This is a genomic window from Serratia sp. HNCC26DJ206 (assembly GCF_057180605.1).
Genome location: NZ_JBXUGP010000011.1, coordinates 114,238 through 139,762 on the forward strand (window position 1 = coordinate 114,238; position 25,525 = coordinate 139,762).

Below are 25,525 nucleotides of genomic sequence, written 5' to 3' on the forward strand. Positions count from 1 at the left end.
GATCAAGATCATTCAAACCATCGTTTGTTTGGGGGTCAACATGCCTAGCAGGGATTAGCAGCCGTCAGCGCACTGTGGATCCGGGTTAGTAAACAAGATACGTACCAGCAAACCACGCGCTTCACGCAGCGGATCATCGCCAATCGCCAGCACCTTGCCGTCGTGCGTTGCGGTGTATTCACGGATCACGTCACCAAAGGCATTACGCTGCACCGCCACTTTTTGCCCTTTGGTCACCATGTCGCCAACCTTGACCATGATCTCGGCAAAGCCGCCCACTTCAGCACGAATCGAACTCATTTCGTTGCCAACATAGGTCTTCTGCTGTTGTGCCGTTGCCCCTAACTGCCCGGCGATCATCCCTTGCTGGATCATCAGGTTATGCACGCCTGTTACGCTACGCGCGATAAGTTCGGGCTGATACAGTTTCGGCTTGCCCACTTCGAGCGTAATGGCCGGGATCTTGTTTTCAACGAACGTGGTTTCCACGGAGCCTTTTTCGCCCGGATCGGCCTTAATCTGGTCTGCCGGGAACAGCTCTGCCATCTGCTTCACCTGTGGATTGCGGTAATCCGCATAGATGAACAGCGGGTATTCGGTACCGCGGCTTTGCGTATGCATATCAACAAACATGCCCGCATTACCCGCCCACAGATTGTTCCACAGCAGCCAGGCGTGTTGTTCTGCGGTATTGCCTTTCTCTTTGCCCGGCCAGATACGGTTGAAATCGACCATATCACCGCCGTCATTCACCAACTGCCAGTTACGGTTATTGGCCAACATGCCGGAAGGGTTGGCGCCGATCGCACCGACAACGCTGCCTTTCAACTCGGCAGGATTCAGTTTTTCAAACACCTGCTGGATAACCCGAACTCCGTTCAGCTCATCACCGTGGATCGCCGCTTGCAGACCCAGCTTAGGGCCAGGCTGTGCGCCTTTGGCAACCATGATCGGCACATACCAATGCTGGCTGATGCCATTGCTGGCCCCTTGGAACATAAAGCGGTAAACCTTGCCTGCTTCCAGATCCTCAACGTCCAGCTTGCTGATCACCGGGTTGCCATCAATCTTATCGCCGGTATAAACCGTTGCCGCCTGGGCGTTAAGCGCCCCCATCAACAACGCTGCCAACATCGTCACTTTATACATACACATCCCCATAGGTATCATTAAAAAACCGCTTCCCTGAATCACTGGTAGGCGGCAGACAAGAGGTACTTTCCATCGTTTAAAAGGTCAAGGGTATCAACATATTGGTGGCCCCCGCCAAAGCCAGCCAAGGCCCAAAGGCTAACGGTTGATTAAGATCCTGTCGCGCCAGCATGCGCTGCACCAGCGTAAACAGCAGCCCACAGCCCGCAGCCACCAAAATCACCTGCGGCAGCGCCTGCCAGCCTAGCCAGGCCCCCAGCGCCGCCAGCAATTTAAAATCACCGTAGCCGAGCGCATCTTTGCCGGTCGCCAGCTTGAATAACCAGAACAGGCTCCACAAACAGAGATACCCCGCCATTGCGCCGATCGTCGCCTGTTCCAGCTCTACAAAGTGCCCTTGCAAGTTGAACAGCAACCCGAGCCACAACAGCGGCAACGTCAGCACATCCGGCAGCAGTTGCGTGTGATGATCGATTACCGCCAGCGCCAGTAAAACTGACAAAAATATCCAAACTCCCAACAGTGGCATGCCCAGCGGCCAGAGCAGCGCAGCCAGCACAAACAGCCCAGCGGTCGCCACTTCCACCAGCGGATAACGCCAGGAGATAGGTTCACCGCAGCAGCGGGCTTTGCCCCTTAGCCATAGGAAACTCAGCAACGGAATATTGTCCCTGGCTGCCACCGGATGCTGACAATGCGGGCAGCAGGAGTGCGGCAACAGCAGGTTAAAGCGCGGCACAGATTCAGGTAACGGCTGTGCCAGTTGCAGCAGAGATTCACGTTGCCAGCGTATTTCCAGCATCACGGGCAGGCGGTAAATCACCACATTGAGAAAGCTGCCAACGATCGCCCCCAGCAGCCCTACAGAGCACAACCAAAGAAGGGGAAATGCAGCGGTAAAATCCAATAACAAATTCACACAGTCTCCCTGTTGTCAGCCATATCCTTGCCGGTCAAAGCAGCCTTCCCTGAACCTGCCAGGGGATCTGCCCCTGAGCATCGGCTTTGCCTAGCTGGCCGATCATTGATTTCATCACCGTGGGTAACTCCGGCCCGCTGCGCAGTTGGCCGCTGAACTGGTAGCGCCCATCGAACCCAAGGGTGCCGCGCCCCGTCAGGCTCAGTTGAGAAGAGTCCTGTTTCAGCACCAGCGCCAACGCCCCTTTGCCATCGCAGCTTAATTGGCCCTGCACGTTGGCCAGCAGCAATTCCCCCAGTGGCGATGCCAACTGCGCATTCTGCCAGTTAACGCTGCCGCCGCTGAGGCTCGTGCAGCCACGCGGGCTGAACTCTCCTTGCTGCAAACGCAGTTGCAGTTTGCCCTGCGCGGCAATGGGTAAAGGCAGCGGCAACTGCTGTTGGACAAAATCCGCCGGAGCAGAAAGCTGCCACTCATGCAGTTGCAGGCTCAGCCAACCGCGTAAAGTGCCCGAGCCTTGAATACCTTGCGGATCCCGTAGCTCAAGCCGCAATGCTGGCCGCCATGAGGACCAGGTAAATTGCCACTTCACCTCTGGCAACACAAAATTACGCCAGTTGAGCTGATGCACACTGCCCTGCCATAAGGAACCAGAAAAGCTGCCAACGCGCATATCTGCGGGCAGAACAGCCCGCAGCAACTGTGCTGGCGCGTACCATCCTAACAGCAGCAGATAGCACACCAGCAACAGCGCGGCTTTTTTCGCTTTAGCGCCCATCGCTGCGTTCCAACGTCAGTTTGTTGACCGTGACCCAACCCGGTTTATTGGCCTGCGCCGTCACCTCAAGCGCCACGATGCGCACCTGATATTGCTGCTCCAACTGTGTGAGCCACTGCATCAGCGGATTAAAATCGCTCGGTTCCAAAGTGACCGCCAGCCGCTCGCCCTGCGGTTGTAGGCGAGTGATATTCATGCCCTTAACGGCGGCGCTGCGCGTTACCGTGGCTGACAGGCTAAGGGGTTCCCCCTGCACCTGACGAACACCTTGTTCACGCAAGCGCGGGGCCTGCTGCGTCATCCATTCCACCGTGCTCTTTTCGCGGGCGATGGTACGCTGCCATTGTTCGGCCTGTTGTTGCCAAGGCTGCCATAGCGCGTAGTAGCACAGGCTCAGGATAATCAATACGCCACAGCCTACTACCAACCCACGCTCCCGTGGGCTGACCTGTTGCCAGCGGCGCTTAAGTTCATTCATGCTGTATCCCCAGAATCAAGCGGCTCTCTACGCCATTTGGGTTTTGCTTGACCTCGCCAGGTTGCACCCGGTAGCGCTGCCCGGCGCGCTGCTGGAACTGCTCCAACGCCTGGAAAGAAGCCGCATGCAGATCGACCTTCAGCTCTTTACGGCTGGCGTCATAGGCCAACGCCTGCAAGCGGATCGTCGACGTTTCCGTCAGCAGTTGCTGCAATTGGCGCATCTGCTCGTTCAATCCGGCCTGGTCGGTGGGTTGCAATTGCTGCAAATGTTGCTGCATCTGCACGCGCGGGTTAATCACGTTTTTCTCGGTTGGAAACAGTTGCTGATAGAGCCGCACACTTTCCTGCCGCCAATGCTCAGCCTGCTGCCAAAGACGGTAATGCGACCATCCGGCGTCCGCACCCAGCAACAGCAGATATGCCGCCAGCGCCAGCATTACCGGCCGCCAGGGGCGTAATCCGGCACGCCAGGGGCTGGAGCGGGTAAACTCCCCCTGACGCAGATCGGCACCGCGATACGGCTCACCTTCTGCCGCCAGTTGCAGCAAATCACGTTCTGGCCACACCCGCCATTCCGCCACACCCGCTGTCTGCGCAGGTGGAGCGGAGTAACTTTCGATCACTCTGGGAGCCGAGACCGCCAGTAATTCAGGCAACCAGGATGATTCCACAATCATCCCGGCATGCGCTTCGCGGCGGAACAACCATTGATCGTTCAGGCAGACCGCACTCCAGCCCTCTTCAACTAACGGCAACATCAGCACGTCGGGTAACAGTGCCTGTACCCGCACGCCCAGTTGCTCGCAGCGGGCAAGCCACTGCTGCATGGCGATTTTTTCCACTACCGCCACATCACAAACATCGCCACTTTGCTGCAAAATGGCAAAGTGCAGGCGCTCAACCTCGGTTGCCAACTGTTCTTCCAGCATAAACGGCAACACTTGCAAACTCTGGCGCCGGGCGCGGCGCGGCAGCGTCACCTGATGGAAAGCAAATTCGCTCGCTGGCACCAGCACCCAGGCAGGATAAGTCGCCAACAAGCGCTCCAGTTCAGGATCGGTTGCTCCCGCTGCCAGGCTGCCGTGCCGGTTGCTGCCCGGCGAAGCCAATCGCCACAGCACCGGTTGCGTGTCGTCACTGGGCAAACGCAGGATTAACCGCGCCTCACCGCTGCGCTTTATGTTCTCTATCAAGGCGTCACCATCATGCTTAATCCGTATTTCCGCTGTACCACCTGAAAATTATTGCCACTTCTCTGCAATAAACTGTGTTGGCTGAAATGACTATTCCCCATCAGCACGCTGAAATTGGCCAGAAAAAAGTCACTTTTCACCGCCAGCACCTGCTTGACCGCCGTACTATCGATGTCCTGTAACCGCGGCTGGGCCAAAAATGCCGTCACGCTGCCCCACCCTTCACGCGGGCGCTGCTGCAACAACTGTGCTGCCTCGACCGGATCAAGCTCCGTCAGAAACAGTGCCGCCAATAAAGGTGCCTGAAATTCACGCAAGGTATTGATATTCACCAACAGCGTCTGCTTTGGCAATACACAGACATAAGGCAGCAGCCGTCGATAAAGTTCAGCGTCAACGCCTGAAACGGTGCGCAACTCGCTGACATCCTGCATCGGCTGATTGGCGGGCAAATAGGGCACAGCCAATGCCATATACACCTCATCTTCTGCGCCACCGATGCCCGGTTCGCTGTCACTGTCGATCCAGTCACGCAAAGCGGCAGTCACCTGCGCGGCTTGCAACGGCTCCACCTCCAGATTTTTCATCAACTGAAGAAAAACCTTGGCGGGATAGGGCGTGATTTGCTGCTCACCTTGCCCCGACGCCCCCTGATTAATGGCGTTAAGATTAAAGCAGGCCTGCGCATCCACGATCTGCCCTTGCAACTGGCCCCCTTCAACCGGGAAGCGGCGCTCGTCTTGCGCCCAGTTTTGTGCCAGATGGGTTTTCTCTGGCGAATCCAGCGTATCCATCTGCAAGATTTTACTGGCCAGAGCTTCTGCCGCACGGCCATACCATTTCGCCTGCTGGTGATCCAACTGCGCCGTGGTACGCAGATAAGTCCGCCCGTTGCGCTCGGCAATCGTGGCGGCGATCGTGACCATCAGTGCCAGGATCAGCAACACCACCAGTAGCGCCACACCTTGCTGCCGCGCCCTCATTCTGTGACCCTTTCGGTAATCAAAAACAGCCGGGTCAGTTCACCCACGCCGGTCACCGTCAGCGTTACTTCAATCCCTTGCGGTAACTTTGCCGCATTCTCCCAGCTATCCTGCCAAGCACCGTTGGCAAAAAACCGCAGACGGAAAGCGCTGACACCGCTGAGCAACACCTTAACAACCGGCATTTCTCCCACCTGCGGATCCGCATGGGTATAGCTCAACCGTTCTAACTGTTGATTACGCAGGCGGTAGCCCACGTTCTGTAATTCGGATCGTGGCAGCATCCCCAACGGGTTTTGCCAGCTATTGCGCATAAAAGACACCGCCCAATCGTCACTCTGCAACTGGTAGCGCGCGGCAGACAGCAGGCTTTCACTCCCCCGGCTGTGGCGTGGGATGATCTGGCCGAAATCCCCGTCCATCTGCACAAATGCCCGTTGCAGCTCTGCCAGGCGCTGGACCTTGTGCAAAGAAATTTCGTCATTGCGCACCACCCCTTGCAGCACCTGAAATGCGCTGATGCTCAGTGCGGCAAAAATAGCCAACGCCAGCAACATTTCCAGCAGGGTAAAACCCTGTGCAGACTGCTGACAAAGCCGGTTATTAGGGGAAGCGTGCCGAAGGGGTCGTAACGGCGTAAGCCGTCGGAGTGCCCCTCGGTGCGCTAGACCCGGGTATCTCGGGCTAGAAGGCGACTTTGTCATCAACCTCTGCAGGGTAAAACCCTGCGCATCGCGGCGGTTCATTCGCGCACCACATAGCTACGCAGGGAAACCACGGCCGACGCATCTTCTTTTTTACGCCGGACTTCAACATCCAGCGCACGCAGTTGACTGATTTCGGTATCAACTCCTCGCCAACGCAGATACCACTCCTCACCGGCAAAGGCGACGGTCTTGCCGCTCCAGCTTTTCTCGGGCCAGACTTTATCCAGGCGCAATTGCACCTGCTGATTATCCGCCAGCCAACTCGCTAATACTTTCTCTTCCATCCGGCCAATGCCGCTCGCCTGCTGGGCCGTGGTTTGCAACAGCGCCAATCCCGCCAGAGCAAATACCACCAGCGCCACCAACACCTCCAGCAAGGTCATTCCGCGTTGCGCTTTCACGGCGCAGCCTCATGCTCTGAGGTGCTGATCACTCCGGCATCGTCCACCCGCAGCCAAGCTTCGAGATCGCTATCTGCACGCCTGAAAACCAGAGTAAACGGCGTCACTTCCCCCCCCGGTAACAGCAAAATATCCGGCTCTGCCGCCTCGGCGTTTGCAGGCGGCCACTCCTGTAAACCGGGGAACTGCAACTCAAGCCGCAGATCATCCGGCAGTTCACTGCCTAAGGCTGAACGGCGCGGCTGCCAGGTTTGCCAGAAATACCCCTGCCAGACATCAGAGCCCGGTGCCGAGGCGCTATTTTCTGGCAGTTGCCGCTGCAACAGCTTGAACTCCCAACCATCTGGCCGCACCTGAATCCCCAGCAACCGGCCGTTTTGCTGGCTGTCGTCCAAGGCAAAATCCAACTGGGCCTGAAAACGAGCCAGCTGTTCTTTCGGGGTGTTTTGCTGTACGGCAGGAAATGACATCACCACCAGGCTGGCAGCGCTGCCAATCAGCAGCACCACCAACATCATCTCCAGCAGCGTGAAGCCGCGCTGACGCACTACTTCTTGTTACCGATAGTCCAGTTGCCGATATCATCTTCGGTATCCGGCATACCATCCGGCCCATAAGAGAAAATATCGAGCTGACCATGCTGCCCAGGGCTCAGTAATTGGTAATCAGCCCCCCACGGATCCTGCGGCAGACGGCGGATATAGCCATCCTTCGGATAGTTACGCGGCTCCGGCTGGGCTGAGGGTTTGCTGACCAGCGCCTGCAACCCTTGCTCGGTGGTCGGGTAGCGGCTGTTATCCAGCTTGTACATATCTAACGCGCTCTCAAGCGCCACCAGATCGCTGACCACTTTCTGGTGATCCGCCTTATCTTTGTTCCCCATCAGGTTAGGCACTACCAGGCTGGCCAAAATGCCCAGGATCACAATCACCACCATAATTTCCAGCAGGGTAAAACCGCGCTGACGCTGTTGCCGCATGTTTCTCTCCGTTGATTGCAGATTAATCATTTACATACTCATCATGTTATTCAATTGCAGGATCGGTTGCAGGATCGCCAACACAATAAACAGCACCACGCCCGCCATACTCACCACCAGCAAGGGTTCAAACAGCCCCAAGGCCAGCTGCATCTGGGCGGAAAATTCCCGGTCCTGATTATCGGCTGCCCGCTCCAGCATGCTATCCAGTTCACCGCTGCGTTCGCCGCTGGCAATCATGTGGCGCATCATCGGCGGAAACAGCGCCGTCTGTTCCAGCGCCCGATTCAGGCTCACCCCTTCACGCACCGATTCGGTGGCAGCCGCCAGCTGGCGTCGTGCGTAATCATTGCTCAACACTTCACCGCTGATGCGCATTGCCTGCAACAGCGGCACCGCACTGGCGTTAAGGATGCTCAACGTGCGCGCATAGCGCGCAGTGTTCAGGCCACGGGCAATGCGGCCAATCACCGGCAGGCGCAGCAATTGGCGATGGAAAGCCACGCGCCGCGATTCTTGGCGCAGCAGCAAACGCATCAGCAGCACGCCCAGCAGTATCAGCAGCAGCAGCCAAGGGCCAAAGGCACGCACGCCGTCACTCAACCCCATCAGCACCCGGGTAGACAGCGGTAGCGCCTGTTTCATATGCACAAACTGCTCTACCACCTTCGGCACCACGGCGGAAAGCAGGATGGCAATCACACTGATGGCGACCACCGTCAGTACGCAAGGGTAAATCATCGCTTGCAGGATACGGGCGCGCATCTGCTGACGCTGCTCGGTGTAATCCGCCAGCCGGTTCAGTACCAGATCCAGGTGACCAGAGGCTTCGCCCGCCGCCACCATGGCACAATACAAACGCTCAAAGCTGGCGGGATACCCCCCCATCGCTTCTGCCAACGAATGCCCTTCCAGCACTTTAGTGCGCACCGCCGCCATCAATGCGCGCTGGCGCGGCTTCTCACTCTGTTTTGCCACCGCATCCAGCGCTTCTTCCAGCGGCAGCGAAGCGGCCACCAGCGTCGCCAGTTGCCGCGTGATCAAGGCTAAATCAGCACTGCTGATGCCACGCTGCCACAACGCACGCTTCTTGCCGCTGCGGGCCCGCTGGCGCTCATCCTGCCCTTCTTCCAGGCTGACGGGCACCAACCCTTGCTCACGCAACAGTTGGCGCGCGTGGCGGGCAGAATCGGCCTCTTGGACTCCGCGGCGCTTTTTGCCGCCAGCGTCTAATGCCTGGTAATGGAACAGTGCCATATCACTCCTCTTCCTGAACCCGGCTTTCCGTGACGCGGACCACCTCTTCCCAACTGGTTTCACCCGCCAGTACTTTTTCGCGCCCGTCGCCGCGCAGCGTCACATATTCATTACGCAACTGACGGGCAATGCTCAGTTCACTTTCCCCCTGATGGATCGCCGCTCGCACCCGATCGTCAATCAGCAGCAGTTCATGAATACCCGTACGCCCGCGATAGCCGGTAAAGCCGCATTTCTGACACCCTTTCGCTTGCCACAGGGGGGTTCCCGGCGGGATCTCCATCTGCCGGGCCAGTTCCAGATCGGCCTCATAGGGTTGGCGACAGTCAGGACACAGCGTGCGCACCAGCCGCTGCGCCAGCACCGCCAGCAGTGAAGTCGACAGCAGGAAGGGTTCGATCCCCATATCTTGCAGGCGTGACAACGCCCCCAGCGCGCTGTTGGTATGCAGGGTGGAGAGCACCAGGTGGCCGGTGAGCGATGCCTGCACCGCGATTTGGGCGGTTTCGCCATCGCGGATCTCCCCCACCAGCACCACATCGGGGTCTTGACGCAGGATGGCGCGCAAACCACGGGCAAAGGTCATATCCACTTTGGGGTTAACTTGCGTCTGGCCGATACCGTCCAGTTCATATTCGATCGGATCTTCGACCGTCATGATGTTACGTTCGCTGGCGTTCAAGCGGCTCAACGCCGCATACAGCGTGGTACTTTTACCTGAGCCGGTTGGGCCAGTGACCAGAATAATGCCGTGCGGGCGTTGGATCAGTTCATCGATCTGCCGCTGGTTGTGCGGCGACATGCCAAGCGTAGCCAGATCCAGGCTGACGCTGTTTTTATCCAGCAAGCGCAGCACGATCCGCTCACCGTAGTTGGAAGGCAACGTGGAGACACGCACGTCAATGGCTCTGCCGCCGATGCGCAGCGCCATACGCCCATCTTGCGGAACACGTTTCTCTGCAATATCCAGCTTTGCCATCACCTTGATGCGCGAGATCAGCAACGACGCCAAGCGCCGCTGCGGGCGCAGAATTTCACGCAGCACCCCATCCACCCGGAAACGGATCTGCAAATGGCGCTCATAGGTTTCGATATGAATATCCGACGCTTTATCTTTGATCGCCTCGGTCAGCATGGCGTTGATTAGGCGGATAATCGGCGCGTCATCGTCTGCATCCAGCAGGTCGTCGCTGTCCGGCAGCTCTTCGGCAAGGGTATAAAAATCCATTTCATTGCCGATATCGGCCATCATCCGCCGCGCCTCTTCCGAGTCGCGCTGATAGCTGATCACCAATTGCTTCTCAAACTCTTCTGCCGACAGGGTGTTGACGGTCAGACTGCCCCCCGCCACCCGGCGCGCTTCAAGCAACGCCGTGGCTGGCGTATCCGCCACGCAGAGCACCTGGCATCCTGCCCGATCGCGCAACAGCAGAATGCGCTGCGCACGCGCATAGGCAAAAGGCAACTGAGGGCGTAGATCGGCCAAGTCCGCCGGGGCATTGATCATTGCGCCCCTCGCTGATAGAAAGCGCTGATCGCCGCATTGACCTGGCGGAAAGCAGTGCCGTTTTGATCGGCAGGCAGTTTCAGCACTTCGTTATTCAACGTCAGGCTGCGGGTTTCTTTGCCGCGTAACTGTTCCTGCTCTTTGTTAAACGACGCATATTTTTCCGATGAAGCACGGCGGTATTCGTCGCGATCGCGGATGATCGACGGGCGGATAAACAGCATCAGGTTGCGTTTGGAAACCTGTTGGCTGTTGGAGCGGAACAGGTAGCCCAATACCGGAATGTCGCCAAGCAGCGGGACTTTATCGGTGCTGTCACGCACGGTTTTATCCAACAAACCGCCCACGACGACGGTTTCCCCACTGCCCACCAGCACCGCGTTGTTGACCGTGCGGGTGTTGAAGGTGGCCCCCAGATTGGCACTGCTGCTGGAAGCGGCATCCGCCACGCTGGAAACTTCTTGTTCGATCTCCAGCAGCACCGAATCCCCTTCGTTAATCTGCGGTTTGACCTTCAGCTTGATACCAACGGTTTTACGTTCCACGGTGTTGAAAATGTTATCGCCGGAGGTGGTACGCGAACCCGACAGCACCGGCACTTCCTGGCCGACGTTGAAGGTGGCTTCCATGTTGTCCAGCGTGACAATGCTCGGCGTCGCCAGAATATCGTTCTTGCTGCTGCTGGAGAGCGCGGTCAGCAACATCGCCCAGTTGCCCTGATAAAACCCTGCGGCAATACCATTGAAACTGCTCAGCGCACCGGCCAACGTGTTGTTGATGGTGCCATCCTGGTTATATTGGTTAACCCCTGCAATCGCCGTGGTGATCGGCAGGCCGGTGTTGGTAAACTGCGTCACCCCGGCATGCTTGTTGGCCCACTGGATCCCCAGATTCAGGCCATCAGCGTCCTGAACCTCGGCAATAATCGCTTCTACCAGCACCTGCGCGCGGCGGATATCCAACTGCGCAATCACCTTTTCCAGATCGCGGATCACATCCGGTGCGCCCGTCAGGATCAGGGCATTGGTCTGTTCGTGGGCCTTAATGGTGATGTCTTTACGCAACGCCACGGCCGGTTTGGCATTCTGCTGCTCGTTCTGAATGCTGCTGCTGACGCCGGTCAGCACTTCTACCAGATCGGTCGCTTTAGCGTATTTCAGGTAAATGACCTTGGTATTGCCCTGAACCGCCTGCTCGCGATCCAGCTGTTTGATCATGGCGATAATCCGCTGGCGGGAATTGGGTTCACCGCTGACCAGCACTGAATTGGTACGCTCATCGGCCACCAGGCTGGCGGTCATCAGGCTCGGCATCGCCGACTTGCTGGCATCCTTGGTCAGTTCGGTCACCAGTTTGACCACTTCGGCAGCCGAGGCATAGGCGAGCGGCACCGTGACCACGCTGCGATCCCCCACTTTGTCCACCCGTTCGACAATCGTCATCAGGCGATTGATCACCGCCGCCCGCCCGGTCATCAGCAGCACGTTAGAAGGCTCATAGTGCACCACGCTGCCCGCCCCGGCATTGTCGTTAAGCTGGCGCAACAGCGGTGCCAGATCCCTGGCAGCCACGTTATTGACCGGCACCACGCGGGTTACCACTTCATCACCCTGCCCCGGTTCGGCATCGCTGGCCACCGGCACCGCCGCGGTTTTGGCATCCTTCGAACGCACCACTTTCAGCACGCCGTTCTGCATATCCACCACGGCAAAACCGTAAACGTCCAACACGCTGAGGAAGAACTGGTAATACTGCTCCTCATTCAGCATATCGTAACTGCGCACTGTGATAGTGCCGCGCACCGCAGGGTCAATAATCACCGTTTTATTCAGGTTCTTGCTGACGGTATTAATGAATTCCTGAATATCCGTGCCCTTGAAACTGGCAGAAAACTCGGCACTCCACCCTGACTTTGTACCGAACAGCGCAGCGGCCAGCACCAAAATGCGTAGGCTCCCGATTATCCCTTTGCTAAACAATTAATTATCTCCAAGAGCAACATAGATTTCCTGCAATTGACCGTCACGTTCAACGGTAAGATTCAGCTCACTGAGTTCTGCCAACTGATTCAGCGCCTGCTGGGCCTGTTGGGGATCACGCAGATCCATCCCATTGAGCGCCACGGCCAGATCGTTTTCCCGCAGCCCAACCTGTTGGAACAACTCCCCCTGCGCACCAGGGTTCAGGCGATACCCGGTCAGTTTGTTATCCACCATCACGGGCGAAATATTCAGGTAGTTGAGAATGTTTTGCGGCTGCTTCTGTAGCTGCTCCTTGAGCTGCGCCGTTGACTGAGGTTTCTCGCTCTGAGCCTTCGCCGCCGCTGGCGGTTCGCCGAACATCAGCAACGACTCGTGGCGCCCCTGATAGCTAATCACCACCCGATCGGCAAAAATAGCCGCAATCTTGGCGTCGTATCCTGGGGTGTTATCCCCAACACCGAGGCTGAATTGCTTGCCGTCTTTGGCGATAATGGCGATGGAACGGGCTGGCGTGGGGCTGGCAACAATGCCGGTCAGATTGATTTTGAGCGACGACGGCGGTGCATTGCGCAGAGAAGAATCCGATGCGGCCGTGGCTACGGCCGAAGACGAGGGTGCTGCGGTGCCGAACAGGTTGAATCGATAGGCTTGTGCCTTACCACTCTCCGCAGAGGCGGTTTGCGGCAAAGCGGCCTTGGCTAAACGGATTGTCGGTAACTCAGACGGCAACACGATACGCCAGGTCAACATCGCCAGCTGATTGCAAATTAATAGGATAACGACGCACAGAATCCAGCGCGGCGTGAGCAACCTTAAGGTTGCCTCTTTGATTGACAAAACCATCCCAGAAAATTGAATCATGCTTTCCTTTGCTGTTGTCCCTGTTGACCTGAGTAACGAACCTCAACCCCGTGACACATCATTATGATTAGCGCAGTCTATCAAGGATATGTCTGTTTATAACCAGAGCCTTGTATCACAGCGCCGCATTCGAAACCCATGCCGGTGAGTAGATCCTCTCAGCACCGACTACTTTATACATACTCACATGACGAAAAAAATAATTATTTTTTACCAAGTGAATTATTCATCTTTCTGTTTTGCTAGTAATTTCTTTCTTTTTTAGTTCGCATCATAATAGTCGCCCTTTTGCTGTTCGTCATCCCCTCTCAGTGAGGCTTCCTCCTGCTCCCTACGCCCCACCCCCTCCTCTAGCGGGATGATGCTCCGCCCTTGCCCACCATATCTAATGCCTTGGCTTTACACATTAATACCATTTTTTACTTTCTATTACGTGAGTCTGATAGGGAATTTAGAATGCTTAAAACTACCTGTAATGCCCTACTCTTCGGCTCGCTCATCTTGCTGAGCGGCTGTGATAACAATAATTCTTCTAATATTAATAGCCCCAACACACCTGAAACACCGAGTACACCAGAAACGCCTGAAGTACCGGGAACGCCGAGTACTCCTGACCCTGAGACACCAGTACCTGAAACACCAGACAATCAGGAACCTATTGCACGTTTACCCGATGTCGCTGTACCTGGTGAAGCCATCACGGCAGACGGAAACCAAGCGGTGATCCATTTGGTCGACATTGCCGGTGTCACCAGCAGATCTGCCGTTGATTACAGCACCAAAAACCTGTTCCTGTGGAATAACGATACCTGTAACTCGTTAGAAAAAACCTCCGACGGCTGGGATGACAAGACCATCACGCCAACGGGCAGCGATAGCTACGGCCCTTACTGGGTATTGCCACTCAACAAAACCACCGGCTGTATCAACTTCATTCTGCGCGATGGCACCAATAAGCTGATTGATGCCGACATGCGCGTAACGTTCAGCGACTTCCCCGATCGCACCGTGTCGGTCCTCGCAGGTAGCAGCGCAGTGTACGATACCCGCGCCGACGCTTTCCGTGGCGCCTTCGGGGTCGCACTGGCAGAAGCGCATTGGGTGGATAAACAGACCATCCTCTGGCCAGCCGGAAAAGATAAACCGATCGTTCGCCTTTATTACAACCACAGCAGCAAGGTTGCAGCCAACAGCGAAGGGCAATTTACCGATCGTTATTTCTCGCTGACGCCTACCAGCATCAGCCAGGAAACCCGCGCCCGTTTCCCGCATCTGGCTGACTATGCGGCGTTTAAGCTGCCCGATAATGCCAACGTAGATGAGTTGCTGACCGATGAAACGGTGATCCTTGCCACCGATCAGAACGGGATCCTCAGTTCGGCCACCCAGGTGCAAACGGCTGGCGTACTGGACGATCGCTTCGCTGCCGCTGCCGAAAAACTGGAATACGGCGCTCTGGTGAGCGGTTCGGACGTGACTTTCCGCCTATGGGCGCCAACGGCGCAGCAGGTTGAGCTGGTGCTCTACAGCGCAGACAAAAAAGTGATTGGCAGCCAGCCGATGATCCGCGATACCAACTCCGGTGCCTGGTCATATCAGGGTAGCAGCGATCTCAAAGGGGCCTTCTATCGCTATGCCCTGACGGTCTACCACCCGCAATCACGCAAAGTGGAACAGTATGAAGTTACCGATCCTTACTCCCACAGCCTCTCGACCAACTCCGAGTACAGCCAGGTGGTGGATCTCAATGACAATGCGCTAAAACCTGATGGCTGGGACAGCCTGACCATGCCTCATCCGCAGGCCACTCAGGCCGATATTGCCCAGATGGTGATCCACGAATCCCATATCCGCGATCTTTCTGCCTGGGATCAGACGGTTCCCGAAGGCCTGCGTGGCAAGTACCTGGCGCTGACCGCCGCCGACAGCAATATGGTGAAACACCTGAAGCAACTGGCACAATCTGGTGTGACGCACGTTGAACTGCTGCCGGTGTTCGATCTGGCCACGGTCAATGAGTTCAGCGACAAAGTGGCGGATCTGCCACAGCCATTCAGCCGCTTGTGCGAACTGAACAGCGCCGTGAAGCAAAGCCGCTTTGCTGATTACTGCAACAGCGCCTCCACCATTGGCGAAGTGCTCAACGAGCTGAAACAGGATGACAGCCAGGACAATCCGCAGGTACAGGAGTTGAACGGCTACGTGGCACAGACCGACTCCTATAACTGGGGTTACGATCCTTTCCACTACACGGTGCCGGAAGGCTCCTATGCCACTAATCCGGAAGGCACGCTGCGTATCAAAGAGTTCCGCACCATGGTGCAGACCATCAAGCAGCAGTTAGGGATGAACGTCATCATGGACGTGGTGTATAACCACACCAATGCCGCAGGCCCTAGCGATCGCACCTCGGTGCTGGATAAGATCGTGCCTTGGTATTATCAGCGCTTGAACGAATCAACCGGCAGCGTGGAATCGGCAACCTGTTGCTCCGACTCGGCACCGGAACACCGCATGTTCGCCAAGCTGATTGACGACTCTCTGGTGGTTTGGAGCAGGGACTATAAGATCGATGCTTTCCGTTTCGATCTGATGGGTTATCACCCGAAAGCTCAGATCCTGGCGGCGCGTGAGAAAGTCAAAACGGTCAATCCTAACGTTTACTTCTTTGGCGAGGGCTGGAATTCCGGGCAGGAAGATCGCTTTGAGATCGCATCACAAATCAATCTGAAAGGCACCGGGATCGGCACCTTCTCCGATCGCTTGCGTGATGCCGTGCGCGGCGGTGGTCCTTTTGATGAGAAAGAAGCTCTGCGGCAAAACCAAGGATTGGGTAACGGAGCGGGCGTGCTGCCTAACGAAAAAAGTGGGCAAACCGCAGATGACGTACGCCATCTGGCCGATCTGACACGTGTGGGGATGGCAGGTAACCTCACCGACTTCCTGCTGATCGACAAAGACGGTAACGTGAAAAAAGGCAGCGAGATTGACTATAACGGCGCCATCGGCGGTTATGCCAGCGATCCGACCGAAGTCATCAACTATGTCTCCAAGCACGACAACCAAACCCTGTGGGATATGATTAGCTACAAAGCGGCAAGTGAAGCCGATCTCGCCACCCGCGTGCGGATGCAGGCTGTTTCTTTGGCTACCACACTGCTGGGGCAAGGGTTGGCTTTCGATCAGCAAGGCTCTGAACTGCTGCGCTCCAAATCTTTCACCCGCGACTCCTACGATTCCGGTGACTGGTTTAACCGTGTGGATTACAGCTATCAGGACAACAACTCCAACGTGGGTATGCCGCGTTTCAGTGATGATGGCGTAAACTACGATGAGATTAGCCTGGTAAAAGACGCTGTCGCAGCGCCTGGCAACGCAGAAATCACGCAAATGACCGCGTTCTATCAGGAACTCACGCAGTTACGCCGCTCTTCTCCGCTGATCGCGCTGGGAAGTGGCAGTGAAGTGATGAAACGTGTCGATTTCCGCAACACCGGTGCCGATCAGCAGTTAGGGTTGCTGGTGATGACCATCGATGACGGCACCCAGGCGGGTAGCGATCTTGATCCACTGGCCGACGCCTTGGTCGTGGTGATTAACGCCGCACCAGAAGCCAGAACGATCAATGATTTTGCTGGGCAAAACCTCAGTCTGAGTACAATTCAGCAGTCATTAGCGGCCAACTCGCTGGCATCAGGCATCAATATCGCGGGCGATGGCAGTATCACTATCCCGGCGTGGTCCGTCGCGCTGTTGGTGAAACCTCAAGCAGCAGTACAAGGCTCGGGTATCCCCGTCAGCAGTAAGTAAAACCGTCTGTCTCGGGCCACCTCAGGGTGGCCCTTCTCTTTCAGCCTACCCCACGCCAAAAATACACGCGAGACGCTATTGACCCGCGCCTGCCGGACAGATAGTTTCTTTTCCTACCAGAGGATTTGCATGGCCGTGAGCTGTCGCAAAAAATGCATTAACTCAAAGGTTCAGGGATGTGGACAATCAAACGGAACTAACACCGCCAGTCAAGGCTCGCTCTACCAAAGGGCTGTTTATTCCCCGCTATCTGCTGCCGGTGTATGCGTTGCTGTTTATCGCGTTCGGCTGGTTTGCCGGGGAACGCTGGCACAATGATCAGGCGCTGGAACATCCCGTGGCGATGCTCTCTCAGGCAGTGCCCTCGGCCGTAGCGCAAACCCATCCCGCACCGGTAGCCGAGAAAAACACGGCAGAGCCGAAGAAGAGCAGCGTTCAGGCTCCTACACCCGAAGTGTTGGCCAGTGATGAACTGCCCGCGCTGCACTACAGCGCACACGTTTACGCTTCAGAAGATGACAAACGCAGCATTACGCTGAACGGGCAACGCTATCATGAAGGCGATAGCCCAGCTCCTAACCTGATCATTGAACAGATTCAGCAGGATGTGACGATTTTCAATTTCAACGGTGAGGTCTTCACGCTTGACGCGTTGGAGGATTGGCCCGGCGGCAAAGTCGACGTGGCAAACCCCAGCGAACAATGAAACCGGCACACTCAGCACAGAATATTCAGACGATTAGGTTAGCCTTCTGCGCGCAGTTGGGCAGTGAAAGGCGCCAACAGGCTGTTAAAGCTGCTGCATTTCGTCTGTTCTGGCGTACTGTCTCTGGTCAGGCTCTGATAAATCGCTGCGCTGCGCTGAGGCAAAGCCGCATAGTCTGACGGATTCCATCCGCGCTGTTTTGCCACCTTGTTAGCCACCTTTTCGATGACCGCATCATCCGGCAAGTCACTGCGGTTGCATTTGTATTTGAGGTATTTAGTGCCAGCGACCACCGAAGCAAGCTGCTCGACCTGATCATTGAGGGGCACCGGTTTATTCTGGCTGGCAGAGCGTGGCTGCTGACAACCTGCCACACCTAAAAGAAACAGCATAGGTACAACGCGTACAATCAGAGATAACCGCATGATAAAAATCATCTTATTTTAATTGACCGGGTTCTATTCTACCAAATCCTCCTTCACTGTCACTTGTCACAAGGAAAAAGTTTCTCTTTTGCACGCTTGTACATCCTCATCACGTTTTAGGCTGAAAGCCTGCAACAGTGACAGCAGCGTCAGCGCAGCAACAGAGTGTTATCGTTTTCCATCCCCGAACAAAACTCGACTCTGTGCTCACGTAATGTGGTGCAACGCACAAAGAACATGCGATGGATGCCCGAAATATAAGAACGTACCTGATTGCTGCGCACCACCAGCAGGTATTCATCGCCCTGACATTGCGCCTTTCGCTGTTCCACATAGGCCAGTAGATCTTTATTCAGACTGGGACCGGGAACACCCGATGTCGTGGATGTTGATAAAAACACCTTGCAACTGCCCGCACTGCCAAGAAAAATCTCCTGTCGAGCCAGAGAGTTAGTGGTGTACATGGTGATACCGATCCCCAGCACAAAAACAAACCCGGTAAGCGCAACAACAATTCCCCAACCATAGCGCCGCTTGCTGGCGGCGGGTGCGGCTGCTTTGGACGTCGGTTGTTCTATCTCTGTATCACCATCAACCTCAGCGTTTACTTCCACAACCTCGTCCATATCCAGATCGTTTTCCGTTGCCGTATAAGGGACTTCTGCCAACACCGGTGGCGCATAGCTTCGAGTAAAAGTCTCATCGTCCCCTTCATTGGATTCAATCAGGATCTCCTGGCGCAGCATAAACCCCAGCTTAGGTACAGTAGCAATCACCTCATCATCAACTCCCATCACCTTGATTACCCGGCGTAATTTACTGACGCACTGGTTGAGGTTGTTGTTGCTGGAGATCATGCCGTAATCGTCCCATACTTTCTTGAATATCACTTCACGGTTGACCGGCTCACCATGGTGAGCTATCAGCAGCAGTAATAAACGTTTGGTTGGGTTTGATATCGGGATAGAGTCATCCGATAAATCACTGGGGCCCAGCGTTCCTGCATCCGCATCAAAAAGAACACGATCGTTAAATCTATATTTCATGTTATTTCCGATTTATCTTAAGGGGATAAATCAATTCTGGCAGGAATCGCTAATAAATCATCATTGAGTAACTAAAAAAAATAAACTCATCAAACGGCTTTCCGGACCGACTCCCAGCGCCAATCACTGGCATTGTTAACGCCAACCGGTCACAATGCCGCTCAACTCACTTTCAAGCAGGAAATACGATGCCTTGCCATTACCCCGCCCACTCCATTTTCGACAGCGAAAGCGATACCTGGCAGATTACCTTTCGTGATTTCCCGCTACAGCAGGCCGCCTGCTACAAACGTGACGATGTTGAGCTAGAGGCGCAGGAAAGCCTGCTGACGGCGATTGCCATTGAGATGGAAGAAGGCCGTCAGGTGCCATCCCCTTCCACGTTACAGGCAGAAGAGATTGCCATTCATCTGCCGGTGTTGGTCAAGCTGAAGCTGGAACTGCATAACCGGATGCTGAGTGCAGGTACATCAAAAGCGATGCTGGCACGCCAGATGGGGTTTAACGGCGCGCAGGTTGATCGGTTGCTGGATATCGCCTATGCCTCGAAAGTTGAAGCGCTCGAGCAGGCATTGTTCCTGCTGGGTTATGAAGTGCATACTTCCGTAGTGGAAATCCACAGGCCATAGAGAAGAGGCGCTGATTGTGCAATCTGCGCCCCTGGGGTATTTATGCGATCGGCGTTATTTGCCCGGCATCATCCGGCGCAGCGTATCATCGCCACGCAGATAATGGTGATAGAGCGCCGCCAGCGTATGGGCACCAATAATGAAATAACCGGTGTTAGCCAAGGTTTCGTGAATATCTTTCACCAGGCTGCGCATCCCAGGATCTGGCGTTATCCACTGCGGCACCTGCCAGCCCAGCAGCATCCACTCTTTTCCACCATAGGCCAATGTCAGCACGCCCAGGATCGGCAAGGATAAAAACAGCAGATACAGCAGCCAGTGGAAAACCTTCGACCCAAATGCCTGCCAGACTTCTAACGCCGGTGTGATAGGTGGCGTCGCATGACGCTGGCGCAAACAGAGCCGGAAAAACATCAGTACAAAAACCGACAGGCCAAAATTGAAGTGCAAATTTTTAACCAGATCGATGTCGTCATCAGGGACTGAATCTTTCAGTAACATGGCGCTGTAAGTCAGAATAACCATCAACAACGTCAACCAGTGCAGAATAATTTGTGATTTAGCAAAGCGCGCGCCCATAAATTCTCCCAATAGTTAAATGGTACAGGCTAAACATAGTCGGGAAATGATGAAGAAAACCTTAATAAACGAAAAAACCGGGGATTTCCCCGGTTTATAACGATTACTTGGCTTTCGGAGGGGCCATCAGACCATCGGCACGGAACATCGCTTTGATGCCACGCACCGCCTGACGAATACGATCCTGATTCTCAATCAGTGCAAAACGCACATGAGTATCACCATAGTCGCCAAAACCGATTCCTGGCGACACGCACACTTTAGCTTCAGCTAACAGGCGCTTGGCGAACTCCAGCGAGCCTAAATGCGCATAGGCTTCTGGAATTTTTGCCCAGACGTACATCGATGCCTTAGGGTTCTCTACCATCCAGCCCGCTTCATGCAGCCCTTTCACCAGCACATTACGGCGCTGGCGATACTGCTCGGCAATGTCGCGAACGCACTGCTGATCGCCTTCCAACGCAGCGATGGCCGCCACCTGCAACGGGGTGAAGGTGCCGTAGTCGTGGTAACTTTTGATGCGAGCCAGCGCGTTGACCAGTTCAGGGTTGCCCACCATAAAACCGATGCGCCAACCCGCCATATTGTAACTTTTCGACAGGGTAAAGAACTCGACCGCGATGTCTTTCGCCCCCGGTACCTGCATGATCGATGGCGCTTTCCAGCCGTCATACACGATGTCGGCATAGGCCAGATCGTGGATCACCAGAACATCGTACTGTTTTGCCAGCGCCACCACCCGCTCGAAGAAATCCAGCTCCACGCACTGCGCGGTAGGGTTGGATGGGAAGCCGAGGATCATCATTTTTGGCCGCGGAATGGTTTCACGGATAGCGCGTTCCAGTTCACCAAAGAAATCACTGCCATCCACCAGCGGCACTGAACGCACCTGCGCACCGGCAATCACCGCGCCGTAAATGTGAATCGGATAGCTTGGGTTCGGCACCAGCACGGTATCGCCATGATCGAGCGTCGCCAGCATCAGGTGCGCCAGCCCTTCTTTCGAACCGATAGTGACAATGGCTTCGCTTTCCGGGTCGATATCCACCTGATAGCGTTCCAGATACCAATTGGCAATCGCGCGGCGCAAACGCGGAATACCGCGCGACGTGGAGTAACCATGCGTATCTTCACGCTGCGCTACGGCACAGAGTTTTTCCACAATGTGCGGCGGCGTCGGGCCATCGGGGTTGCCCATGCTGAAATCGATAATATCCTCACCGCGACGGCGGGCAGCCATCTTCAGCTCAGAAGTGATGTTAAAAACGTAAGGGGGGAGACGTTCGATGCGCGTAAAACGGCGCGGACTGTTGTCAGCCATAGATTCCTCGAAGAGACGTTAGCGCCCGGACCGTCCGAGCGACGCTGGCCACTTTGTGGCCGGATATCGAACATAACGCAGCCCTGGCAGGCTGTCGAGCCCCCCGATAACAATTTTTTTACCGATTCAGTGCGGCAAACTCCGCCGCCAGCAACCCCAGTTGCCAGTCATTACACCACTGCCCGGCCAAACGATAGTTGTCCCGCAGCGTGCCTTCCAGCCTGAAACCACAGCTTTCCAGCAGACGACGCGAGGCGATATTCCCTTCGGTTACCGTGGCATTCATTTTGTGAAAACCACAGGCGCTGAAGGCAAAATCCAACACTGCCAGCAGTGATTCTTTGCCATACCCTTTTCCCTGCCCTTCCGGCAGGCTGCCAAACCCCACTTCTGCCTGTTGAAAAGGCAACCACTCCGGGCGAAAACCGGTGATCCCCAGCGCTTTGCCACTCGCTTTCTCACGGATCACCAAGCATAACCAGCGTTCGCTGTGTTTATCCCATGCGGGTAAGCGTATTTCAAAACGCGCGCGGATCTCACTTTCCGTCATGGGATCGGCGATATACCGAATCACCTGGGGTTCCTGATACAAACGCTGGAACAATGGCCAATCATCCGCCGTGATCGATTGCAGGATTAAGCGCGATGTTTCCAATTTCATTCACTATTTCTCCGATAAACGAAAAAGAGGATGTTACGAGTGAAAGATATCCCTTTATTTTCCTCTATTAAATCCAGATAATCATTTACGTCATTACAACAAAACAGCAACGCTGCTACCGGTATCCTACAACGATCTATCGCCGCCCGCAGGTGGCGCAAGGAGAACACTATGGCTTCATTATTTATCGAAGATATTCCTGCCGCCATTAAAGCCGTCAAACAACAACTGCGCCAGGCGCTGCCAAACTACCGTGACGTGTTTCTGGCTTTGGAAGACAATATCCGCCAGCAGGTTGAGTGCATCCGGCAAGAACTGGCTGCGGGGCAGAATCCGGTACCGCAGATCGACGCAGAGGATATTTTGCAGCAACGCGTCAGCGAACAGCAAAAAGCGCTGATCAAACAACGCGGCGCGTGCGCCATTCGCGGCGTATTCCCGCGCAGTAAAGCCGAAGCCTGGAACCAGGAGATCGGTAACTATCTTGATCGTAATAACTTCGTTGAGCGCCTGAAGAATGCCGCCGAAGATAACTATTTCGGCAAACTGGCCGCCAGCAAGCCGCAGATCTATGGCATTTACTGGTCTCAACCGCAGGTGGAAGCAAGGCAGGATCAACGTATGCACGCGGTACAGGTGTTTCTGAACAGCCTGTGGGAAACCGAGAGCAATGGCAAACAGCATTTTGACCCGACGCGAGTGACCACCTACGCCGATCGCACCCGCCGCCGCCCGCCGAACTCCTCTTCTCTGGGCCTGTCGCCACACGTGGACAGCGGTACCATCGAACGCTGGCTGGATGAGAACTTCCGTTACGTTTACCGCCACGTATTTTCCGGCGACTGGCAGCGCTATGATCCCTTTGCCGCCGACGGCCGTACCGAAGTGCGCGAGATCGCGTCACCGGCAGTCTGCTCAATGTTCCGTACTTTCCAAGGGTGGACGGCGCTGACGCCGCAGCGTACCAACGCGGGCACGCTGAATCTGGTGCCAATTGCCAATGCCATGGCCTATGTGTTACTGCGCGCGTTGCAGGACGATGTAGCTGATGACGATTTATGCGATGCAGCTCCTGGCCGGGCGCTGTCGATCTCAGAGAAATGGCATCCTCTTTTGCTGCAAGGGATTTCCCCTATTCCCGATCTGGAGCCGGGGGATACGGTCTTCTGGCACTGCGACGTGGTCCATGCGGTAGAAAATGAGCACAACGGTGAATTCGACAGTAACGTGATGTACATTGCCGCCGCACCGGGTTGCGACAAAAATGATGCTTATCTGCAACGCCAGTTACCGAGCTTCCTGTCGGGCAAAACGCCGCCAGACTTCGCCCCGGATGATTTTGAAGTGGACTTCACCGGCCGCGCAACCGTCGATCTGTTGACGCCGCTCGGCAAAGCGCAGCTCGGCATTAAATAATTCCCACGCCAATACGCAGTTGCCACAGTGATTACTGTGGCAACTGCGTAGAGATTACCAACGTTGCCCAGGAGGGCCAGGGCGATAATAGCCAGGCGGTGGTGGCGGTGGCATACGGTAATGACGCGGGCGATCGCGCCATTCGCGCGGTGGAGGGCCGTAATACATGACCCGTGGAGGGCCATAATAATAATCACGTGGACGATAATGTCTATGCCACTCACGTGGCTCACGCCAGCGGCCACCGTCCCAATAATAACCACGATTATCACGATCGCCGAGTTGCAATGACAGGCCGGGAACGTTCACGCCGATGGAAATATCCGCATAGCTCACTGCCGGTAATGACAGTGGCAATAACGCTGCCAGCAACAACAGTACTTTTTTCATTTGGTAACTCCCCCAGAGCGGAACCGGTCTTTTCTCCGGTAACAGTAGATCCACACCGGTTGCCACTCTATAGGATAATTACCCAATTACGCTGTTCAGACACATCCTTCACAATTCCCACACATTTAGAAAGAGTCTTAATCAGATATAATTAATTGATATATAGTGATAATTTAACAAATCAACTCATCAGCCCATACAAAAACCCATCTCAGTACAAACCGCGAATTCTCATCGCAGGCCAATGCATGAGGCAACTTACAGGTGCATCCCCATCGTCTGACGCAAATGGGCCCCAGCCCCCAGCAGCCCCGGTTGAGCATGAGTAATCATAAACACCGGGATTTGATGTACGTAATCCTTGAAACGGCCTTTGTCTTCAAAGGCTGTGCGGAACCCGGAAGCTTTAAAGAACTCCATAAAGCGCGGCACGATGCCCCCGGCAATATACACTCCACCGAAGGTGCCCAGATTCAACGCCAGATTGCCGCCAAAACGCCCCATGATCACGCAGAACAGCGACAGTGCGCGGCGGCAGTCGGTACAGCTATCCGCTAACGCACGCTCGGTAATATCTTTAGGCTCTAATTTCTCTGGCAAGCGGCTGTCCGCTTTCACAATGGCGCGATACAAGTTCACTAACCCAGGGCCAGACAGCACGCGCTCGGCGGAAACGTGCCCCACTTCGGCACGCAGTACTTCCAGAATGATGTCCTCTTCTTCGCTGTTTGGCGCAAAGTCCACGTGGCCCCCTTCACCCGGCAGGCTCACCCAACGGCGGTTAACGTGCACCAGATGCGCTACACCCAGGCCAGTACCGGCACCATAAACCGCGATCGGCTTATCTTTTTGCGCTTTGCCGCCGCCAAACTGCAACACATCGGCGTCGGACAGCATCGGAATGGCCATGGATACGGCGGTAAAATCGTTAATCACTTCCAGGTGGTTGAACCCTAGATTGGCCTTCATCTCTTTGATGGAAAAAGCCCAAGTATGATTGGTCATCGCTACCCAGTCTTCCGTCACCGGGCAGGCAATGGCGATGCAGGCATCCTGAACCTCCAGCTTATGGTCGGCCAGGTATTGGCGAATCACCGCTTCCAGGCTATCAAACTCCAGACCTGAATAGGTTTTCGCTTGGGTGATCTCACCCGTTTCAACCGTGCAGAGCGCCAGACGTGCGTTAGTGCCGCCAACGTCACCTACGAGGGCATAGGTCATCAGTGTTTTCTCCGTAAAATGAGCAATAAGAAACTGGCTACACTGTAAAATCACTCCGCTGAAACAACAATCGCCATTCTGTTACCCACTGTTCAATAGCGATCTGGATCACAAAAATCGTT

At 55.4% G+C, this 25,525-nt stretch carries 24 protein-coding genes and 1 pseudogene; 4 read left to right on the plus strand and 21 right to left on the minus strand.

What is annotated here, in order from left to right; genetic code table 11:
- Window positions 1–54: 54 nt before the first annotated feature.
- The 14 genes and pseudogenes from AC2A1E_RS09560 to gspC all read right to left on the minus strand — a co-directional run bounded on the left by AC2A1E_RS09560 (window position 55) and on the right by gspC (window position 13,199).
- Window positions 55–1,149, minus strand: coding sequence for a M14 family metallopeptidase (locus tag AC2A1E_RS09560; protein WP_459401912.1), 1,095 nt, complete (start codon window positions 1,147–1,149; stop codon window positions 55–57).
- 79 nt (window positions 1,150–1,228) lie between these two features.
- Complete coding sequence (locus AC2A1E_RS09565; RefSeq protein WP_484383541.1) at window positions 1,229–2,071, minus strand: prepilin peptidase; 843 nt, start codon at window positions 2,069–2,071, stop codon at window positions 1,229–1,231.
- 34 nt (window positions 2,072–2,105) lie between these two features.
- Complete coding sequence (locus AC2A1E_RS09570) at window positions 2,106–2,849, minus strand: type II secretion system protein N (protein ID WP_484383542.1); 744 nt, start codon at window positions 2,847–2,849, stop codon at window positions 2,106–2,108.
- Entirely contained in the window at window positions 2,839–3,327 is a 489-nt protein-coding gene (gene gspM, locus AC2A1E_RS09575; protein ID WP_484383543.1) for a type II secretion system protein GspM, read from the minus strand. Before gspM ends, AC2A1E_RS09570 begins: the two co-directional genes overlap by 11 nt.
- Window positions 3,320–4,522, minus strand: coding sequence for a type II secretion system protein GspL (gspL, locus tag AC2A1E_RS09580; protein ID WP_484383544.1), 1,203 nt, complete (start codon window positions 4,520–4,522; stop codon window positions 3,320–3,322). Before gspL ends, gspM begins: the two co-directional genes overlap by 8 nt.
- Entirely contained in the window at window positions 4,519–5,505 is a 987-nt protein-coding gene (gene gspK, locus AC2A1E_RS09585; RefSeq protein ID WP_484383545.1) for a type II secretion system minor pseudopilin GspK, read from the minus strand. The genes gspL and gspK overlap by 4 nt, the downstream gene beginning before the upstream one ends.
- Window positions 5,502–6,092, minus strand: a pseudogene (gene gspJ, locus AC2A1E_RS09590) (type II secretion system minor pseudopilin GspJ); the annotation flags it as partial. The gene gspK and the pseudogene gspJ, both read right to left, overlap by 4 nt.
- A gap of 155 nt (window positions 6,093–6,247) precedes the next feature.
- Window positions 6,248–6,613, minus strand: coding sequence for a type II secretion system minor pseudopilin GspI (gene gspI / locus AC2A1E_RS09595; protein WP_484383546.1), 366 nt, complete (start codon window positions 6,611–6,613; stop codon window positions 6,248–6,250).
- Complete coding sequence (gspH, locus tag AC2A1E_RS09600; protein WP_484383547.1) at window positions 6,610–7,161, minus strand: type II secretion system minor pseudopilin GspH; 552 nt, start codon at window positions 7,159–7,161, stop codon at window positions 6,610–6,612. The genes gspI and gspH overlap by 4 nt, the downstream gene beginning before the upstream one ends.
- A complete protein-coding gene (gene gspG, locus AC2A1E_RS09605) occupies window positions 7,161–7,592 on the minus strand; it encodes a type II secretion system major pseudopilin GspG (RefSeq protein ID WP_459401903.1) in 432 nt (143 codons plus the stop codon). The genes gspH and gspG overlap by 1 nt, the downstream gene beginning before the upstream one ends.
- A 30-nt stretch (window positions 7,593–7,622) precedes the next feature.
- Window positions 7,623–8,849, minus strand: a complete 1,227-nt coding sequence (gspF, locus tag AC2A1E_RS09610; protein WP_484383548.1) for a type II secretion system inner membrane protein GspF — start codon at window positions 8,847–8,849, stop codon at window positions 7,623–7,625.
- A 1-nt stretch (window position 8,850) separates the two neighbouring features.
- Window positions 8,851–10,356 carry a type II secretion system ATPase GspE gene (gspE, locus tag AC2A1E_RS09615; protein WP_484383549.1) on the minus strand — a complete coding sequence of 502 codons (1,506 nt, stop codon included), beginning with the start codon at window positions 10,354–10,356 and terminating at the stop codon, window positions 8,851–8,853.
- Window positions 10,353–12,317 (minus strand): type II secretion system secretin GspD, encoded by a 1,965-nt coding sequence (gene gspD / locus AC2A1E_RS09620; protein ID WP_484383568.1) that lies wholly within the window; start codon window positions 12,315–12,317, stop codon window positions 10,353–10,355. Before gspD ends, gspE begins: the two co-directional genes overlap by 4 nt.
- A gap of 18 nt (window positions 12,318–12,335) precedes the next feature.
- A complete protein-coding gene (gene gspC, locus AC2A1E_RS09625; RefSeq protein ID WP_484383550.1) occupies window positions 12,336–13,199 on the minus strand; it encodes a type II secretion system protein GspC in 864 nt (287 codons plus the stop codon).
- Window positions 13,200–13,655: 456 nt separating this feature from the next.
- Here gspC and pulA point away from each other — a divergent pair, with 456 nt between their 5' ends.
- Together pulA and gspB are read left to right on the plus strand one after the other, a co-directional pair.
- Window positions 13,656–17,009 (plus strand): pullulanase-type alpha-1,6-glucosidase, encoded by a 3,354-nt coding sequence (gene pulA / locus AC2A1E_RS09630; RefSeq protein ID WP_484383551.1) that lies wholly within the window; start codon window positions 13,656–13,658, stop codon window positions 17,007–17,009.
- A gap of 178 nt (window positions 17,010–17,187) precedes the next feature.
- Window positions 17,188–17,715, plus strand: coding sequence for a type II secretion system assembly factor GspB (gene gspB / locus AC2A1E_RS09635; protein WP_484383552.1), 528 nt, complete (start codon window positions 17,188–17,190; stop codon window positions 17,713–17,715).
- Window positions 17,716–17,753: 38 nt separating this feature from the next.
- Here gspB and gspS read toward each other — a convergent pair whose 3' ends face one another.
- Complete coding sequence (gene gspS / locus AC2A1E_RS09640) at window positions 17,754–18,107, minus strand: type II secretion system pilot lipoprotein GspS (protein ID WP_484383553.1); 354 nt, start codon at window positions 18,105–18,107, stop codon at window positions 17,754–17,756.
- A gap of 182 nt (window positions 18,108–18,289) precedes the next feature.
- A complete protein-coding gene (locus AC2A1E_RS09645) occupies window positions 18,290–19,186 on the minus strand; it encodes a winged helix-turn-helix domain-containing protein (protein WP_484383554.1) in 897 nt (298 codons plus the stop codon).
- A 188-nt stretch (window positions 19,187–19,374) separates the two neighbouring features.
- Here AC2A1E_RS09645 and AC2A1E_RS09650 point away from each other — a divergent pair, with 188 nt between their 5' ends.
- Window positions 19,375–19,815 (plus strand): type II toxin-antitoxin system HicB family antitoxin, encoded by a 441-nt coding sequence (locus AC2A1E_RS09650; RefSeq protein WP_484383555.1) that lies wholly within the window; start codon window positions 19,375–19,377, stop codon window positions 19,813–19,815.
- Between the two features lie 54 nt (window positions 19,816–19,869).
- On the opposite strand, the gene AC2A1E_RS09655 is transcribed toward AC2A1E_RS09650, so the two are convergent.
- From AC2A1E_RS09655 to AC2A1E_RS09665, 3 genes are all read right to left on the minus strand, one after another.
- Complete coding sequence (locus AC2A1E_RS09655) at window positions 19,870–20,394, minus strand: cytochrome b (RefSeq protein ID WP_484383556.1); 525 nt, start codon at window positions 20,392–20,394, stop codon at window positions 19,870–19,872.
- Window positions 20,395–20,497: 103 nt separating this feature from the next.
- Window positions 20,498–21,715 (minus strand): alanine transaminase, encoded by a 1,218-nt coding sequence (gene alaC, locus AC2A1E_RS09660; protein ID WP_484383557.1) that lies wholly within the window; start codon window positions 21,713–21,715, stop codon window positions 20,498–20,500.
- Between the two features lie 118 nt (window positions 21,716–21,833).
- On the minus strand, window positions 21,834–22,376 hold the full coding sequence (locus AC2A1E_RS09665) for a GNAT family N-acetyltransferase (protein WP_484383558.1): 543 nt from the start codon (window positions 22,374–22,376) through the stop codon (window positions 21,834–21,836).
- A gap of 171 nt (window positions 22,377–22,547) precedes the next feature.
- Between AC2A1E_RS09665 and AC2A1E_RS09670 the strand changes: the two genes are divergently transcribed.
- Complete coding sequence (locus AC2A1E_RS09670; protein WP_484383559.1) at window positions 22,548–23,792, plus strand: DUF1479 domain-containing protein; 1,245 nt, start codon at window positions 22,548–22,550, stop codon at window positions 23,790–23,792.
- A gap of 54 nt (window positions 23,793–23,846) precedes the next feature.
- On the opposite strand, the gene AC2A1E_RS09675 is transcribed toward AC2A1E_RS09670, so the two are convergent.
- Together AC2A1E_RS09675 and glk are read right to left on the minus strand one after the other, a co-directional pair.
- Window positions 23,847–24,182, minus strand: coding sequence for a DUF2502 domain-containing protein (locus AC2A1E_RS09675; protein WP_484383560.1), 336 nt, complete (start codon window positions 24,180–24,182; stop codon window positions 23,847–23,849).
- A gap of 258 nt (window positions 24,183–24,440) precedes the next feature.
- Window positions 24,441–25,406 carry a glucokinase gene (glk, locus tag AC2A1E_RS09680; protein WP_484383569.1) on the minus strand — a complete coding sequence of 322 codons (966 nt, stop codon included), beginning with the start codon at window positions 25,404–25,406 and terminating at the stop codon, window positions 24,441–24,443.
- Between the last annotated feature and the right edge of the window lie 119 nt (window positions 25,407–25,525).